We start from the raw sequence: 17,438 nt of genomic DNA, 5'->3' as shown, positions 1-17,438 counted from the left end.
ATTCCATCATTAGATCAACTTCGCTTCCGCTCCCAGCGGCAAGGTAAAATACACCGGCTTCTGATCTTCATTCTGCTGATAGATTGTCACGAGAAGCGTCTGCCCTCTTGCATCGTCTGGCGTTACTCCCTCAAGTACACGTTCCAAGTGGAACGGCAGCACTTCCAGAACCGCATGTTTCTGAAGATCTCGTTCACTTAGTGAAAGGCTGGCGAATTCAGGTGATACATCTTCTGGATGCTCCGCGAGACGTTTAATATACGACGCCCAGTCGCTTTTCTCCATCGTGAAATCCCACCAGATTTTACGAGGCTTGTACTTGTGGCCAAGGAAATAATCAAGCTTCATCAGGCCCAGGATCAGATCCATCTGTTTAGTCCCCCGCTGCTCAAGGAACGAACGAAGACGGGTAAATAGATCCTCTAACTGATGACCGATCTTCTGCCATCCTTGCCCTTCCCAGTAGTCGCCAAAGGCTTGGAAGAAGTCAAACGGAGACGGAAATTCCTGCTCCATTAGGTATTTCAGCGTATGGTCCATACGGTGTGCATTCCAGTACTTCTCAAGCACATCCTCAAGACGTTTAAGCCTTACAATATCGCTAAAAGGAAGCACATCGCTGCCCAAAATTTCATACGGTGCTTGATCCATGTACGTGTAGTTGTATTTGTCTGCGTCAAGACGAAGACCCGTTCCGCGCAGCATTTTAAGGAAACCAAGCTGAAGTTCTTCCGGTCCCAGTGCAAATACATCGTTAAACGTTTTACGGAATGTATCGTAATCTTCCAGCGGCAACCCGGCAATGAGATCCAAATGCTGATCAATTTTGCCGCTGGCTTTAATTTTGCTTACCGTCCGGCTAAGCTTCGTAAAGTTCTGACGGCGTTTTACAAGTTCATTCGTCGGGTCATTCGTGGACTGCACCCCAATCTCAAAACGAAACACCCCAGGAGGTGCATGCTCCGCCAGATAATCCAGCACTTCCGGACGCATGATGTCTGCTGTAATTTCGAACTGGAACACGCATCCCCCGTGATTTTGAATCAGGAACTCGAACATTTCCAGTGCATAATCCCGTTTAATGTTAAATGTCCGATCCACGAATTTGATCAGTTTCGCACCATTTTCGATCAGATATAGAATATCTGCCTTCGTTCGTTCAATATCGAAGTACCTCACTCCAACTTCAATACTCGATAGACAGAACTGACAGTTAAACGGACACCCACGGCTCGTCTCAAAATAAACCACTCGTTTCCCAAGATCCGGCACATCTTCGGGAAAACGATACGGAGAAGGCAGTTCGTTCAGATCGGCTTTCGGCCGGCCTGGCATCACGATAACCTCTTCCCCTTTACGGTAAGCGAGTCCATATACAAAGTGGTATTTCTGCTTCCCTTCAATCTCCTGCAAAAGCTGATGGAATGTCTCTTCTCCTTCACCGACCACGATGAAATCAACGTTTGGAAGACGATTCATCCAGTGCTCCACATCATAGGATACTTCAGGTCCGCCAAGGATGATTTTCACCTCAGGCATGACCCTTTTTAGAATATTAATCACTTTGATCGTCTCTTCAATGTTCCAGATATAACAAGAGAATCCAATCACATCGGCTCCGCGCTGATACAGATCAGACACAATGTTCATCACCGGGTCTTTGATCGTATATTCCGCAAGCTCAATATCAAAGTCTTTTTCGCTATAAGCCTTCAAGCAGCGAATCGCAAGAGAGGTATGAATGTACTTCGCATTCAGTGTCGACAAAATCACTTTCATATGCGCACAACCTTTACCGTAGTGGAACTGCTCATCACAGTGCCCTGTAATTAACACCTATCTGCTACTACTATTAGAATTCAAAAGGATCATAAGCTGGTGCTTCTACTTCACTACTTCCCTGGTTCAAGAAGAAATCGAGAAAAGGTTGTCCGTATTTCCGGTACTTCACTTCTCCGACCCCTTTAATCTTCAGCATGTCACGTTCGCTCTGCGGACATACCACACTCATCTCTCGAAGCGTTGCATCATTAAAAATAATATAGGACGGTACATGCTCCCGCTCTGCCATTTCACGGCGAATCAGTCTCAGCTGTTCGAATATCGTCTCATTCACCGCAGATGGAGACATATCGCGTTTACTTGTTCTAGAAGATCTGCTGCTACGTGAAGAAGCCGCACTTACTCTCGCCACTCGCTGCATCACTTCGCGCTGTCCTTTGAGTACTTCGACCGCAAGCGGTTGAAGTCTCAGCACAGGGTACTGTCCTTCCGACAAAGCAAGGTAACCTTCGGAGGTGAGTACGTTAATGATTTCAGAGATTTCTTTTTCCGAACGATTCGACATCACTCCATACGTAGGCAGACTGTCAAAACCATATTCCAGCACCTTTTTGTTTCTCGAACCTTTGAGTACCATCGACACAAGAGACACGCCAAAACGCTCTCTCATCCGGTGAATACAGGAGAATATTTTTTGGGCATCAACGGTCATATCAATGAGTTCCCGGTCATCCGTACAAGAGCTGCAAATCCCGCAGCCATCATCGTCATGTTCCTCTCCAAAATAGTCCAGTTGCGCACTGCGCAGACACTTCGTCGTATAACAATAGTCAATCATCTGCTGTAGCTTACGGTAATCGTTGCGCTTACGCTCAGGATCTGCATCCCCCTGCTCCAGCAGGAACTTCTGAGTCATAATATCTTGCGCGCTAAACAGCAGGATACACTGACTCGGCTCGCCGTCCCGACCTGCACGTCCTGCCTCCTGAACGTAGGCTTCCATATTTTTCGGCATATTATAATGGATAACATATCTCACGTTACTTTTATCGATACCCATTCCAAATGCATTCGTCGCCACAATCACTCTTAGATCATCGAATAAGAAAGCTTCCTGGCTTGCGGCTCGTTCTTCATCTGTCATTCCTGCATGATAACGTCCCGCAGCTATTCCGGCCTCTTGCAAACGACTGTACAAATCATCTACATCCTTACGGGTCGCTGCATAGATAATTCCCGCTTCGTCCGCATGTTCACGGGCATAGTCCATTACATATTCTTTTTTGTTCTCCCCGCGCAGTACTTGCATCGCAAGATTATCTCGTCCAAGTCCTGTGACAAACGTCTCCGGATTACGTAAACGCAGTAGTCTAAGGATATCTTCCATGACTGTCGGAGTCGCTGTTGCGGTAAAAGCGGCTACAATCGGGCGCTCTGGTAAATATTCTACAAAAGGAGCTACCGATAGATAACTCGTCCGAAAATCATGCCCCCACTGCGATACACAGTGAGCCTCATCCACCGCTACACAAGAAATCTCAAGCTGTGCCATCTCATCACGGAACCAGTCCAGCTCAAGCCGCTCCGGTGCAACATAGAGCATCTTCAGTTCACCGCTGCGGGCAGCTCTGATCCGGTCATTCACTTCACGCCCGCTAAGCGTACTATTGATATAAGCAGCAGGAATGCCCATGGCAAGCAGCGCATCTACCTGATCCTTCATTAGGGAGATCAGCGGAGACACGACCAAAGTCAGGCCCGAATACAGCAAGGCCGGGATCTGGTAACAGATCGACTTCCCGCCGCCCGTCGGCATAATGCCAAGCGTGTCGTTATGTTGAAGCAGGCTTTCTACAATCTTTTTCTGACCCTCTCTAAAATCAGGATATCCAAAATAAGTCTGCAGTATCTCCTGCGCTTCTGTCATTGTTTTTGTCTGAATACTCATCTTTCAAAAACTCCTCACCTTCTCCTGTATTTTCAGGAAAAGAAAACTTCATCTTATCCATTCGTGCTTTCTTCCGTTCATTCTATTAAGTGTACCGAATAACACATACAGACATCAAGGTATTGAATAGAGAATAAACAGCAGATTTAACAAGATAAAGCACTGTACAAGCACAGATCCTGGAAGTTTCTAAGATTTCATCACCGTTTTACAAAAATACAAATATTAATATTCCGCTGACCAAGATGAAGTTTTATTTTTACATTCCAGTGTTATTCTTCAATTAATCAATACACAATTACAATCTTTTCCTAAGCGATGAAGAGGAGGAAGTATAACAATGCTACATAAGAAAACGAAAAAAATGGTGCCCGCTATTCTCGGGATCACGCTTGCGGCTTCGACGATTCTTTCTGCAGGACAAGCACATGCTGTAGACACGGTGAATGCGATCAGTGTAGAAACGAAGAAAATCAAGAACATTATTTTTCTGATTGGTGACGGGATGGGGACTCCTTACACGACAGCCTACCGCTATATGAAAGATAACCCTTCTACTCCCCTCATGGAGAAAACCGAGTTCGATCCATACCTCATTGGCGCACAAATGACGTATCCTGAAGATGAGCACCAGAATGTAACGGACTCTGCATCCGCGGCAACGGCGATGTCAGCTGGAGTCAAAACGTATAACGCAGCCATTGCGGTAGATAACGACCATACCGAAGTAAAAACCGTGCTCGAGCAGGCCAAAGAAAACGGAAAAGCAACAGGACTTGTCGCTACTTCCGAGATTACACATGCAACTCCTGCTGCCTTCGGTGCACATGATATCAGCCGTAAAAACATGGATGCGATCGCAGATGACTACTTCGATGGGCTCGTGAATGGAAAACATAAAGTGGATGTCTTGCTTGGCGGCGGGAAATCAAATTTCGTGAGAGAAGATCGTGATTTGACGAAAGAATTCCAAAGTGCGGGATTCAGCTATGTTACTGATCGTAATGCTTTGCTGAAAGATAACAACAACCAAATTCTTGGTTTGTTCGCAGATGGCGGACTTGATAAAACAATCGACCGTACCAGTGCGACTCCTTCTCTAGCAGAGATGACAGATACGGCCATTGATCGCCTGAGTACGAACGAGAATGGATTTTTCCTCATGATCGAGGGCAGCCAGATTGACTGGGCGGGTCATGATAATGATATCGTTGGTTCGATGAGTGAGATGGAAGACTTCGCGAAGGCTTTTAGGGCCGCCATTGATTTTGCAAAAGAAGATGGAGAAACGCTTGTCGTAGCTACAGCAGATCACTCTACTGGTGGACTTACTCTTGGAAAAGACGGCGAATACAATTTCCTCGCAGCCCCGATCAAAGCAGCCAAACGCACGCCTGACTTTATGGCAGCAGAGATCGCGGCAGGAAGTTCTGTGGAAGATACACTTAAGAAATACATTGATCTTGAACTGACTGCAGAAGAGATCAAGTCTGTACAAGACGCAGCGAAAGAGAAAAAGGTAACCGATATTGATAATGCCATTGAAGCAATCTTTGATAACCGTTCTTTTACCGGCTGGACAACGGGCGGTCATACAGGAGATGATGTTCCTGTGTACGCATATGGACCAGGCAAAGATCGATTTGCAGGACTGATCGATAACACAGACAACGCGCGCATTATTTTCGATATCTTGAGTAAGCATAAGTAATAGGAAGAAATGAAATGTAATAAAATAAAAAAAGACTGCAGGTAGCCTAGTTTAAGCTAGTTTTCCTGCAGTCTGGGTACTTCTTTTTGCGTTCATATACGAACGATAAGGGAGTACCTTTTTATTTTATTGGATAAGAGATTTATCCAGATTGATTATAGATTCATTCAAATTCTCGTTTAATCCATCCATTCTGGATCTTCAAATTCCGGGAAGTTCTGATCAAGCAGCTTCTTGTATTCTGCAGATTGAACGACTTCTTTTAACGTACGGGCAAAGGTAGCATTCTGATCTGCTGCACGTACAACGAGTCGGTTGCTCAGATTCTCAGGAATATCCTCTGTATCCAGCTCTTCTTTATCCGTAAATCCGGCTTCTGTTGCCATCATAACAGGCATCACAACGAGTTCTGTAGTCTCATCCGATACCGCTTGTCCCAATTCATCTACTGGCATGGTTTTTAGCGTAACATTCTTCGGATTATCCGTTACCGCAGTATCAATCGACATGTCCGTGTAAGAAGCTCCAGTACGAATACCAATCACACCTTCATCTTCAAGCATCAATAGAGCGCGAGTCAGCAGAATCGGTTCTTCTGGAAGGAAGATCGTACTGTTCTTCACAATAGCATCCTCGTCAGTAACCGACTTGGAATAAAGCGCAAGCGGCTCTGTCGGCACGGTAATAATGGACGTTACTGCATTCTCACTGTTATTGGTAAATGTATTTAGAAAAGCATCAATCGAACCATTTGTAAGTTCCGTTAAGGATTCATCCGGGTCACTGATCTCTACCACTTCCAATTTGGAACCTTGTTTTTCAACGAGATCTTTCATCGTCTTCTCCACCATTTCCTTAGTGGAACCGGCAGGTACCCCGACTTTTATTACTTGAGGTTCGTCTTGGTCTTTCAAACCTTCTCCGTTATTGTCTACCGTTGTTGTACTGCATCCTGCGAGTAATACGCTGACTAAAGTCATTCCTGCCATCCATTTAAACCACATTTTTTTCGTCTTCATGTTGTGTATTCTCCCTCTATAGATGTTTTTCTATTCTATATACAAGTAGCTTACCATGGAAGATCTAACGAATGCGAATTGCTAACGGGCTCTGTTCGTGCATTTCTGCCCTCTACGTGGTATATTAACCAAGACAATCGGAATTAAACCGGACAATCTTTTTACCCAATCAGGAGGCCATAAGGCATGCGAAAAAAACAAGCCCCGCATCTTAGCACAGAGGATGGTTACAGTACTCGTCCCCAAGCGCCAAGTCATGCGAAATCACATAAAAAATCGAAAGGGAGCACCTACTCTGCTCCTCGTCCAAATAGCAAAAAAACGGGATCTTCCGTAGATTCACCTAAAGCTTATGTTGTAGAAGAAAGCAGTGAGCTGCTTGCTTACTTGCTTACTCATCTCTCTAAAAGCCGTAATGCGATCAAATCCATGCTGGCGAGAGGACAGATTCTCGTTAACGGCAAAGTGGTAACAGCATATAATTACGCCCTTAAACCTGGAATGACCATTTCCATTATCAGCGAGAAAAAAGAAGAAGCTCCTCCCCTTCTGGGACTGAGTATTCTGTATGAAGATAACGACATTATTGTCGTTCATAAAGATTCCGGACTATTGTCCGTTGCCTCCGATAAGGAGCAAGAAGTAACGGCTTATCGTCAGTTAATGACGCATGTACGTGTAGAACATCCAAGCAATCGTATTTTTATCGTTCATCGTCTAGACCGAGATACATCAGGCGTAATGCTGTTTGCGAAGCGTGAAGAGATTCAGAAGGCACTCCAAGATACTTGGCGTGATACCGTAGAAGAACGTACTTACATTGCCCTTGTTGAAGGAAAAGTAAAACAAAGCCAAGGTACCATCACATCCTACTTAAAAGAGAGTAAAACGCTCAAAATGTACTCTTCGCCTTACCCTAATAACGGCCAAAAAGCCATCACCCATTTCAAAACGCTGGAAGCGGAAAGTGAATATTCCTTACTGGAAGTTCAGCTCGAAACCGGACGCAAGAATCAGATTCGCGTTCATATGGAGGAATTAGGACATCCGGTGGCCGGAGATAAGAAATATGGTGCGCGCAGCCGCGGCATCGGCAGACTTGGATTGCATGCTAAAGTGCTCGCTTTCACTCATCCGGGAACAGGCGAACTGATGCGTTTTGAGAGTCCTGTACCAAAAGGGTTCTTCAGACCTTTCCAGAAGGATCAACCAAAATAAACGTTAAAAAGCTTGGGCTTTTCGCTTCATGCGAAATCCCGAGCTTTTTATTTTTTCTAAGGAACTTCATCTGTATATGAAGCCTATCAAACTTGTTGTATCCTATTCTTATTTCTGATTTGGTATCTTTCTTTTCTTATCAAAGCTGCTTCGCAAGCTTCTGAGCTGTTGCAAGCATCTCGGCAATTACCGTTTCATCTGGGACCCTTTCCGGATCGTTATATCTTGAAGGAGTGTGATAGCCGATCTCGACCATAAATCCATTTTTGTAAAACATAATTTCATCCGCCGCCGTTGTCATTTCAATAACTTCACCCATCTCATTCTCTACATAAGAACTGTATGCATACGAGCTGTCTGTCGTCTGAATGAAGTGGTAAAACATCGTTCCTTCTTCGTCTGTACTCACATCCACCCGGTTCAGCAAATAATCCCGATCTCCATCCTTGTAAGGAGTAAACGATTGAAAAGGATCTTCCTTTACTTCCATCATGTTAATCTTATAAAACAAATCTCCGTAACGGCCATAGTCATCTGCTTTTCCATAATAATTCAGTTGAACCTGATAACTAGGGGATTCTTTACTGCCGTACTGTACTAGAAATGCTTCTTCTTTCTCCACCTTAAAAGGCATGTCCTTGCTGCTGAACTGAATTTGGCGCCCCGGGCGCAATATCGCATACTTCTCCAGCAGGAAATCTGGACTGACAGGTTTATAGAATATCGCATGTTCTGTATCACCCAGCTCATAGTGATGGAATCTCGTACTATGAATGATGGTGTCTCTATGTATTTTCGACTTCGTTAGCCCAGGGATTGGTTCCTCACAACCACTTAGAAGCAAACTCATAGACAGCAGAAGCAATAACATCCAGTGATGGCTAGGCCGCCTTTTTACCATAGTCTTTGTATATCGCATGCCTTACCTCGATTCGGACGAATTTTTCGTAAGCTCCATGAATAAAAATAAAGGAATCCGAAGTCTACGCTCATAGGTCTCTTCATGGATAAATCGTTCCCGTACCGGCTTAGACTCTCGCAGATTAGATACCTTAAATCCTGCCCTGCATGCCGTCTGAAAATAATCTTCTACCGTACGATGATATTTCATTACGGGTCCGCCCATCCATTCCTGCGTACGATAACCAGGCACAAAATATTGATCCACGACCCAGTTTGTGCGAATGCCTGAAGGTTGAAGTGTAGAGGTGATAACCGGGTGCTCGATGGAAAAAATAAATCTTCCTCCCGGCTTAAGAATCTCATAGATCTTGGTGAACAGAGGGGCTAGATCCTCAAGATAATGAAGAACTAGGCGGGATATGACAAGATCATAGGTACCTGTATCTTTTTCGGCTATAGCTGCTTCCACTTCTGCCCTGTTTTCTGCTGCAACCCAGTCCTCAATCGTGGTGAATATCGCATTCCCCCGATCTGCTACCTCTTGTAATGATTGAACAGCAAGACCATACATATTCTGTGATCCTTCAATTCCGGTATATTTCGCAGCTCCAGCATCTAGCAGCTTCCGTCCAAACTGTGCATCACCGCATCCAATATCTAGTACCGAGAAGCCTTTCACTTCGCCCACCATCTCCCAAATGATCGGTTCCTCCAGCGTATCGTTCGCATTCTCCGGCATGCCTCTCCGGGCTGTATAATTTGCAAACTGTTCCTTACGATCATAAAACTGCGAACCACGATATTCCATCGATACTTCCGCCTCTCTTAATAGATCTTCTTATTCTCCGCCGGACTTCTTTCAATTCACTTTACTTTCAATACACTTTACCATATAAACCCAATTTGGATAACTTCATATTAAATCGTAACAAAACGCTTTAAGGTCACTCCGATGTGGGTAAATACATAAAGGTACATACAGATACCAAGTCACCCTAGGGACAGGAGGCATCATTATGACACTCACTCCAGAACAAAGAATCGAGCTGCACGGTTTCAACAACTTGACGAAATCGCTCAGCTTTAATATGTATGATGTGTGTTATACCAAAACGAAAGAGGAACGCGAAGCCTATCTTGAATATATTGATGAACAATATAATGCGGATCGTTTAACTCAAATTTTAACGAATGTTGCTCATATTATTGGAGCCCATGTGCTGAATGTGGCCAAGCAGGACTATATTCCCCAAGGAGCCAGCGTAACACTGCTGGTATCGGAAGGACCTGTGGATGGTGCAGGAGAGGAATCTTTTGAGGAGTCACCGGGGCCGCTTCCTGATCATGTGGTCATGCATTTGGATAAAAGCCATATCACCGTGCATACGTATCCGGAATTCCATCCTCATGAGGGGATCAGTACGTTCCGGGCCGATATTGACGTATCTACTTGCGGGGAGATATCACCGCTGAAGGCACTGAACTATTTAATCCATTCTTTTGATACGGATATTATGACGATCGATTACCGGGTCCGCGGCTTTACGCGGGATATTAACGGTAAGAAGTTATTTATTGACCATGATATCAGTTCCATTCAGAACTATATTCCTGAGAGTGTACAGCAGCAATTTGATATGATTGATATCAATGTATATCAGCATCATATTTTCCATACCAAGTGCAGATTGAAAGAATTTGACCTGAATAACTATCTGTTTGGAAGTACAAAAGATACACTTAGTGAAGAAGAACAGAAGGACATCTCGGAGCAGCTCAAACTTGAGATGGATGAGATCTATTACGGAATGAATATGGATGCAGGATCCATTGACGAAGAAGCGGAAGAGGATTTTGTATATCAGCGGGCTCCGGAATCAAACTAACTTATCGATCATCATTAATCATCAAAAAAGGGATTACGTTTATATAAACGCGATCCCTTTCTTTACGTTTTCCGCTATTTCTGGCGTAGAAACTTCACCGTAAATCGTGCTGCTACCAGCACTTCACTCACAAAATCCTTATTTTCCTTTTCCCACTCATTCGGGTCATCCAGCGCAATCTCTTCAATAAACTCTTCCAGCAGATCAGACAGTTCCTTGCGGGAAGGTCCTTTCCCCTGACTTTTACCTCGCAGGCAACTTACGGAAGATCGGATCATTTTACAACTATCTTTGATGTAGCTGTATTCGTCCTTGTCCCATGCTTTTGGATTATCCATATCGAGAAAAACAATCCATTTCTCAAGTAAACTTGCTGCCTGATTTGTGTTCATACTTGTCATTTTATATCTCCATTCATTTCTTAATCAACGGTACTTTAATGAATCTAGTATAACGATAACGGCTTAGACTTAAACTGACAAGCTTTATATGGAAGATATTTATATGAATACCCGCTATAATGGACATAGACGAACTTGATATTAAAGGAGTGTACCATCCCCTTGGAAACAACGACTAATCCCAATTGGTTTCATGGCAGCAAGGTTCGCCTCGCAGCCGCGATCCAGCAAGATGCTCAGACCTTAGCCGCTTATACAGAAGATTACGATTATATGCGTAACCTAGATACCGATTATGCCGTTCCGCAAACCGTAGCGGAATCGGGCCCAAAAAGTGCAAAGATGGAGAACGGCGTAGAATTCATGCTGCGTACGATAGATGAAGATCGTCTGATCGGATTTGTGGCCCTGCACAGCATTGAGTGGAATAACCAGGCTGCGAAACTTGCCATCGGCATCGGTAAAGCGAAAGATCGGGGAAAAGGTTATGGCAGCGATGCACTGCAAATTATCTTGCGCTACGCTTTCCACGAACTTAACTTAAACCGCGTTGGTCTTGAAGTGATCTCTTATAACGAAGTAGCATATCATGCATATAAAAAGGCAGGTTTTATAGAGGAAGGCAGAAAGCGCGCTGCCGTGCTACGCGGAGGTAAAGCCTATGATCTTATTCTGATGAGCATGCTGCGTGATGAATGGGAATCTAAGATTCAAGCATAAAAATCAAACAAAAAGACCTGGAATCTTCCCGCTGCAAGTAACCTTACACGGCTACCTACAGTGGAAAACAACCCAGGTCTTTTTTATATCCATCTATAATTAGCGACTATTGTTTCGCTAGAACATCTTGATACTCAGGATGTTTACGGATCGTACTCTCTGTAAAAGGACAAGTAGGTACGATACGCAGATTATTTTCTTTTGCATGTTCTACGATTCTCTTCACCAAGGCTGCGCCAACTCCCTTTCCTTGCAGCTCATCAGATACAGAGGTGTGATCTACGTCGATCACTTCATAACCTTCTGAATCCTTACCGCGAGGGATAAAGCCAATGCTGGCTGCCTTTTCTCCATTTTGATCCACATAGAATTCGTTTTCTCCAGGTAAAATATCATACATAGTCTAAGCTCCTCTCTATGGGACAATATCCCGTTACTCTTTTATACACTTTCCGCCGCTTCTTGAAGCATGATTCAAAGATTCGTCACGGAACTCTGTGTAAAGGTAGCTTGTCATTATTCATCCTGGATTATTTTATAATTTGATTGCTCTTATACGAAGACGTTTGTAATCGATGTTCCAAGTTCCCTCATGATATAGAGCCGCTTTTGTTCGCTCAGCGATCTCATCATATGCTCTGTTTAAGAACTCAGGTGAAGCATCTGTGAAGAAGGGACTTGCAAATCCATTCAGCCAGTGCCTGAGTCCCGCCTCTCCGTCTTGCATGGGGGTAGGTCTATCGAAATGCAGTGCATACGTGACCCGAAAGCCGTGTTTTTCAAGAAGAACGCTGTACTCTCCGATACTCGGAAAATACCAAGGGCTCCGTGTTCCCGCATCGATCCCCTGCTCTATTAGCACTTCACTGATAGCCTGAACCACGGTCCCTACATTATGTTTCCCTCCGAACTCAGCCACAAATCTGCCTCCAGGGCGCAGTGCATCATGAATACACTGGACTACATCTTCCGCATTCTTCATCCAGTGCAGGGCAGCGTTGGAGAATACCGCATCCAAAGGCTCTTGTACCGTAAAACGCTCCGCATTTCCTTCTACAAAATTCAGATTAGGATATTTAATCCGCGCTTTCTCCAGCATCGAAGGGGAGAGATCCATCCCCGTTACGAGCGCTTTGCTTGCAGCAATCTCCTGTGTTAGATCCCCCGTTCCACAACCAAGATCGAGTATACGTTCCCCCTCTGCGGGTTCAAGTAAATCGATCACTCCTCTGCCCATCTCGGATACAAAAGAAAGTTTCTCATCGTAATGTTCAGATGCCCATGACTGTCCCTTACTTGTTCGTTGTCCCATCCTGACCTCATCTCCCTAATATAGAAGAACCTACAGCCATTATGGCACAGCAGATTACATGAAATTAAATACCTGTATCCTATGAAATTAATAGTTAACAGCTATATCTCCTTCATTAGGGGCACCAGCACCTTGGAAATCATAACCCTCCATTTACGAATCTACATTCTACATTCCGTTAGGATAGACAACTACTTTCAAACTGCCGCTCTTGTTATGAATGGCCCTTTCCAAGGCTTCTTGTGTCTGCTCAAGTGGATATCGGTCGGTTATGAGCGTAGTTGCAGGAATATCTCCTTTTGCAAGAAAACGAATGCCGTCCGGGTACGTGTTGGCATAACGAAATACCCCGTAAATATCAATCTCGTTATCTGCCATAAACGGTACGTTCAGCGGAATTTCATCTTGTGCAGGCAGTCCTACAATCACGAGCTTTCCGCCGCGCCGGAGAGAAGCAAGCGCCGATTGCAATGCCCGGGGGCTGCCCGCTGTCTCCCAAGCTGCATCAACGCCTATACCCTCTGTAATCTCACGAATTCTAGCATCCGTATCTTCCTTTGCTGCATGGATCGCTTCCGTCGCTCCCATTCTTATCGCAGCATCCAAACGAATCTGTTCCAGATCAGAGACGATAATTCGGCTTGCTCCATATGATTTGGCAGCTGCCACTGCCATTAGCCCGACCGGGCCCATTCCCATAATGGCAACGGTGGAACCGGGGCTGAGTTTACAGCGTGAGGCAGCATGGATACCGACCGAGAATGGCTCCACCAGTGAAGCTTCTTCATAAGAAAGCTCATCTGGAATTTGGAACACAAAGTCTTCACGAATAGCGAGATATTGTACAAAAGCGCCATCTACCGGAGGCGTCGCTAGAAACTGAACCTCAGGACACAAGTTGTATCTGCCTTCCTTGCAGTAACGGCAGCGGCCACACGTCACACCAGGTTCAATGGCTACACGGTCCCCCGCCTGTACACGGGTCACGTTCTCCCCTGTTTTCGCGATGATTCCCGCGCATTCATGACCAAGAATGATTGGTTTTTCTACAACATATCGCCCAATTCTCCCATGTTCATAGTAGTGGAGATCCGAGCCGCATACGCCAACCGCCATGATTTTAACCAACACTTCATCTGGGCCAAGCTCAGGAACAGGAAGTTCCCTAATCTCTATGTTTCCGGGCGTATCCATAACAGCAGCTTTCATGACCGTTCCTATATCCTGCTCTTCGCTTCGGTTTGCATCTAATTCCTTACTTATTCGAGATAATTGCATACTTCATCGCTCCTCTGCCTATTCTTCTGACTGCAATTAGATAAATGGATATCATTTGGAATTCCTTCTTTCATACTACCATACAAGTATGGTAGTATGATGAAGAAATGAGAATTTTTTACTTGATACATATGCATTTTTATCATGCACTTGAAGAAAGGTGGCTGCTCCCGAATGAAGATGGTATTCCGTTATTTTGGTCTCGGCAATGATACCGTATCGCTTGAGCAAATTAGACAAATCCCTGGTGTAGAAGGTATTGTATGGGCCCTGCATGACATACCGGTTGGTGAAGAATGGCCTATGGAACGGATCGAGGAAATCAAATCTCAGGCTGATGAGTTCGGACTTCATTTAGAGGTTGTTGAAAGCGTAAACATACATGAAGATATTAAACTTGGACTTCCTTCTCGTGACCTTTATATTGAGAATTACAAGAAAACGATCGTAAAGCTCGCTCATGTTGGTGTGAAAGTTATATGTTATAACTTCATGCCCGTTTTTGACTGGTTGCGAACTGATTTGTTCAAAGCAGGACCTGACGGTTCCACCGCGCTATTCTATGAAAAAGCAAGGATTGAAGGACTAGATCCCTTTGATCTTGTTGAACAGATTACGCAAGATACGACGCTCACCATGCCTGGATGGGAACCGGAACGGCTTGCCCATTTAACAGACCTGTTCGAAGCTTACCGGAACGTAACGGAAGAAGATTTATGGAATCACCTTTCCTATTTTCTTGAGGAGATTATACCGGTAGCAGAGGCCCATGGGATTCGAATGGCAATTCATCCAGATGATCCGCCTTGGCCTATCTTTGGTTTGCCGCGCCTCATTACGAGCCAGTCTAATATAAGACGTTTTCTCTCCTTTTATGACAGCCCCGCTAACAGTATTACGCTGTGCAGCGGTTCACTTGGAGCGAATCCCGCGAATGACATTTTGTCTATGATTTACGAGTTTAAAGAGCGCATCGCTTTTGCTCATATTCGGAATATCAGAGTATTTGATAATGGTGACTTTATCGAAACTTCTCACCGTACAATAGACGGTACAGTAGATATTACGGGCATTGTCCAGGCCTATCACGACATCGGTTTTACCGGATACGCTCGTCCAGACCATGGAAGACAAATCTGGAAGGAACAATGCCGGCCCGGATATGGACTTTACGATCGTGCGCTCGGTATTATGTACTTATGGGGTCTATGGGACGCCTACAACCGAGTACAGGAGAACCAATCTTCCAAAAAAGAGGTGAGCAAGGTATGAGTACGCTACATCCGCAACCCCATCACACTGCCCTTCAAGACAAAGTTGTTGTCATTACCGGAGGCTCAGGTGTATTATGCCGTGTCATGGCTGAGGAATTAGCAAGACAAGGAGCAAAAATAGCAATTCTGAACCGGACTGCCGAAAAAGGAGCAGAAGTCGCTCAGTCTATTACGGAATCCGGCGGGACAGCGATCTCCATCGCTTGTGATGTAACGAATGAAGCGAGTGTAGTGGAAGCCGCAGAACAAGTGGCTTCACAGCTCGGTCTTTGCGACATTCTCATTAACGGTGCCGGCGGAAATCGCCCTACAGCCATTACGACGAATGAGATTTTCAAGCAGGAAGATGTAAACCAGCAAGATACAGTTTCTTTTTTTGATATGAAAGTAGAAGGATTTCGAGGTGTGTTTGATCTCAATATCGTTGGTACGCTGATCCCTAGCCAAGTTTTTACCAAACAAATGCTAGGCAAAGAAGGAACGAGTATTATTAATATCTCTTCCATGAGTGCCTACTCCCCTATGACAAAAGTTCCTGCATACAGTGCTGCCAAAGCGGCAATCAGCAATTTCACAGAATGGCTCGCCGTTCATCTTGCCGAAGCAGGCATTCGTGTGAATGCTATCGCACCTGGATTCTATCTTACTGAGCAGAACGAAAAACTGTTACTTAACGAAGACGGAAGCCTTACTGAACGCTCCAACAAAATTATCTCCCATACTCCGATGCGAAGATTTGGTAAACCCGAAGATTTACTCGGTACTCTGCTCTGGCTTGCCGATCCAAATGCAGCTGGCTTTGTGACAGGAACCGTGATTCCGGTAGACGGTGGTTTTAACGCGTATTCAGGAGTGTAATCATTCCTTTTAAACTTTCATAAAACAAAAAGAGAGACCCGGGACAATTTCCAATTCCGTGATCTCTCTTTTTTTATTTTACATGCCACTTATTTTCCCACTGACTCATTCTCGTAATGCTGAACAAGCTCATCCGGATCATTCGTCTTCAGAATCATATCATCATTCTCAAAGAGTAAGATTTGGGGATATGTTTTTAATTCAAATATCGTTTCGTAGTCATATCGTCCATCTTGTTCAACATTAATAAACGAAACATGTAAAATGGGTTTTTCCTTTTTGAGATTATTATTGATGTAATCTATATCCTTTTGTAATGATTCTCTATAAGAGTCTTCCAACGGTTTACTTGTGAAAACGATAACGGAAACACCATTTTCTTGATCTTTTAATATATGATTTGTTGCCTTTTCTGGATTATCGGTGGTACATCCTGTGACAAAGATAATCAGTATACATAAAAGCAGAATTTTCTTCATGAGCTTAGCTCCTGTAATTTGGATTCATAAGAAAGATAATAGATACATCTTAAGTTCGAGTAACATCACGAGGTGATTGTGCTACTGTGCTACAATATACATAACCAAAAAAATACAAATAAAAACATTTTAACAATAATATCGATACATCCCTCGATTGTTTTAATCGACAACACTACCGATGTTTGGGTTCATACTACCTACATAGAATTCAAGATCAATATTACGACACCTATGATTCTATCTAACCGAACAGATCGAGAAACGATTTCTCATAGAAAAGAGGTAGATCCATGCTGCGTAATCGAAGAAAAGGCACCTATTTTATTTTTGTAGCGGTCCTAATTGGAACTTTACTGATATGGTTCCTTTTCAATATGAATTCTAATAATAGCTCACCTATTCCCCCCTCTCCCTTAGTAGTAGAAGAACCTTCCTACACAGATACGTATTCCGTTAGCACAAATTCAATGAGATATGAAACGGTTCAGATTCTAGAGCAGTATGCTGATTTAATTGTTATTGGAACACCAAATCAAACAATCCGAAAATTTTTATAATGAGGTAATGAAAAAATATGATTTAGAATAATTCTCTTGTATTTATCAGGGCATTCACCCATCTTGAAGTTCGAACATAGGCTGTTGTA

At 44.0% G+C, this 17,438-nt stretch carries 17 protein-coding genes; 7 read left to right on the top strand and 10 right to left on the bottom strand.

What is annotated here, in order from left to right:
- Positions 1 to 9: 9 nt before the first annotated feature.
- Positions 10 to 1,779 carry a B12-binding domain-containing radical SAM protein gene (locus H9647_RS01025; protein ID WP_191798601.1) on the bottom strand — a complete coding sequence of 590 codons (1,770 nt, stop codon included), beginning with the start codon at positions 1,777 to 1,779 and terminating at the stop codon, positions 10 to 12.
- 73 nt (positions 1,780 to 1,852) lie between these two features.
- Complete coding sequence (gene recQ / locus H9647_RS01020) at positions 1,853 to 3,730, bottom strand: DNA helicase RecQ (protein ID WP_191797353.1); 1,878 nt, start codon at positions 3,728 to 3,730, stop codon at positions 1,853 to 1,855.
- 340 nt (positions 3,731 to 4,070) lie between these two features.
- On the opposite strand from recQ, the gene H9647_RS01015 reads away from it, so the two are divergent.
- Positions 4,071 to 5,441, top strand: coding sequence for an alkaline phosphatase (locus H9647_RS01015; RefSeq protein WP_225228985.1), 1,371 nt, complete (start codon positions 4,071 to 4,073; stop codon positions 5,439 to 5,441).
- A gap of 179 nt (positions 5,442 to 5,620) precedes the next feature.
- Here H9647_RS01015 and H9647_RS01010 read toward each other — a convergent pair whose 3' ends face one another.
- Positions 5,621 to 6,460, bottom strand: a complete 840-nt coding sequence (locus H9647_RS01010) for a MetQ/NlpA family ABC transporter substrate-binding protein (protein WP_191797351.1) — start codon at positions 6,458 to 6,460, stop codon at positions 5,621 to 5,623.
- A 186-nt stretch (positions 6,461 to 6,646) separates the two neighbouring features.
- On the opposite strand from H9647_RS01010, the gene H9647_RS01005 reads away from it, so the two are divergent.
- Positions 6,647 to 7,678, top strand: coding sequence for an RluA family pseudouridine synthase (locus H9647_RS01005; RefSeq protein ID WP_191797349.1), 1,032 nt, complete (start codon positions 6,647 to 6,649; stop codon positions 7,676 to 7,678).
- Positions 7,679 to 7,817: 139 nt separating this feature from the next.
- Here the strand turns inward: H9647_RS01005 and H9647_RS01000 are convergent, their stop codons facing one another.
- Complete coding sequence (locus H9647_RS01000; RefSeq protein WP_191797347.1) at positions 7,818 to 8,579, bottom strand: hypothetical protein; 762 nt, start codon at positions 8,577 to 8,579, stop codon at positions 7,818 to 7,820.
- A 21-nt stretch (positions 8,580 to 8,600) separates the two neighbouring features.
- Complete coding sequence (locus tag H9647_RS00995) at positions 8,601 to 9,389, bottom strand: class I SAM-dependent DNA methyltransferase (protein ID WP_191797344.1); 789 nt, start codon at positions 9,387 to 9,389, stop codon at positions 8,601 to 8,603.
- Between the two features lie 208 nt (positions 9,390 to 9,597).
- Between H9647_RS00995 and speD the strand changes: the two genes are divergently transcribed.
- Positions 9,598 to 10,467, top strand: a complete 870-nt coding sequence (speD, locus tag H9647_RS00990; RefSeq protein ID WP_191797342.1) for an adenosylmethionine decarboxylase — start codon at positions 9,598 to 9,600, stop codon at positions 10,465 to 10,467.
- A 74-nt stretch (positions 10,468 to 10,541) separates the two neighbouring features.
- Here the strand turns inward: speD and H9647_RS00985 are convergent, their stop codons facing one another.
- Positions 10,542 to 10,868, bottom strand: a complete 327-nt coding sequence (locus H9647_RS00985) for a hypothetical protein (RefSeq protein WP_191797340.1) — start codon at positions 10,866 to 10,868, stop codon at positions 10,542 to 10,544.
- Between the two features lie 162 nt (positions 10,869 to 11,030).
- Between H9647_RS00985 and H9647_RS00980 the strand changes: the two genes are divergently transcribed.
- The gene (locus tag H9647_RS00980; RefSeq protein WP_191797338.1) at positions 11,031 to 11,588 is read left to right on the top strand and encodes a GNAT family N-acetyltransferase; all 558 of its coding nucleotides are present in this window, start codon (positions 11,031 to 11,033) and stop codon (positions 11,586 to 11,588) included.
- A 106-nt stretch (positions 11,589 to 11,694) separates the two neighbouring features.
- On the opposite strand, the gene H9647_RS00975 is transcribed toward H9647_RS00980, so the two are convergent.
- From H9647_RS00975 to H9647_RS00965, 3 genes are all read right to left on the bottom strand, one after another.
- Positions 11,695 to 11,988, bottom strand: coding sequence for a GNAT family N-acetyltransferase (locus tag H9647_RS00975; protein ID WP_191797336.1), 294 nt, complete (start codon positions 11,986 to 11,988; stop codon positions 11,695 to 11,697).
- Between the two features lie 135 nt (positions 11,989 to 12,123).
- Positions 12,124 to 12,900, bottom strand: a complete 777-nt coding sequence (locus H9647_RS00970) for a class I SAM-dependent methyltransferase (RefSeq protein ID WP_191797334.1) — start codon at positions 12,898 to 12,900, stop codon at positions 12,124 to 12,126.
- A 168-nt stretch (positions 12,901 to 13,068) separates the two neighbouring features.
- The gene (locus tag H9647_RS00965) at positions 13,069 to 14,109 is read right to left on the bottom strand and encodes an NAD(P)-dependent alcohol dehydrogenase (protein WP_191798599.1); all 1,041 of its coding nucleotides are present in this window, start codon (positions 14,107 to 14,109) and stop codon (positions 13,069 to 13,071) included.
- 243 nt (positions 14,110 to 14,352) lie between these two features.
- Between H9647_RS00965 and uxuA the strand changes: the two genes are divergently transcribed.
- Entirely contained in the window at positions 14,353 to 15,450 is a 1,098-nt protein-coding gene (uxuA, locus tag H9647_RS00960) for a mannonate dehydratase (RefSeq protein WP_191797332.1), read from the top strand.
- The gene (locus tag H9647_RS00955) at positions 15,447 to 16,310 is read left to right on the top strand and encodes an SDR family oxidoreductase (protein WP_191797330.1); all 864 of its coding nucleotides are present in this window, start codon (positions 15,447 to 15,449) and stop codon (positions 16,308 to 16,310) included. Before uxuA ends, H9647_RS00955 begins: the two co-directional genes overlap by 4 nt.
- 89 nt (positions 16,311 to 16,399) lie before the next feature.
- Here H9647_RS00955 and H9647_RS00950 read toward each other — a convergent pair whose 3' ends face one another.
- On the bottom strand, positions 16,400 to 16,789 hold the full coding sequence (locus H9647_RS00950) for a hypothetical protein (protein ID WP_191797328.1): 390 nt from the start codon (positions 16,787 to 16,789) through the stop codon (positions 16,400 to 16,402).
- Between the two features lie 293 nt (positions 16,790 to 17,082).
- Here H9647_RS00950 and H9647_RS00945 point away from each other — a divergent pair, with 293 nt between their 5' ends.
- Complete coding sequence (locus tag H9647_RS00945; protein ID WP_191797326.1) at positions 17,083 to 17,349, top strand: hypothetical protein; 267 nt, start codon at positions 17,083 to 17,085, stop codon at positions 17,347 to 17,349.
- Positions 17,350 to 17,438 lie beyond the last annotated feature (89 nt).

The sequence above is a fragment of the Paenibacillus gallinarum genome, assembly GCF_014836635.1.
In the GTDB taxonomy this organism is placed as follows: Bacteria; Bacillota; Bacilli; order Paenibacillales; family Paenibacillaceae; genus Paenibacillus; species Paenibacillus gallinarum.
The sequence above is the reverse complement of the archived record's forward strand: the minus strand, read 5'-3'. Positions and strand labels throughout refer to the sequence as shown.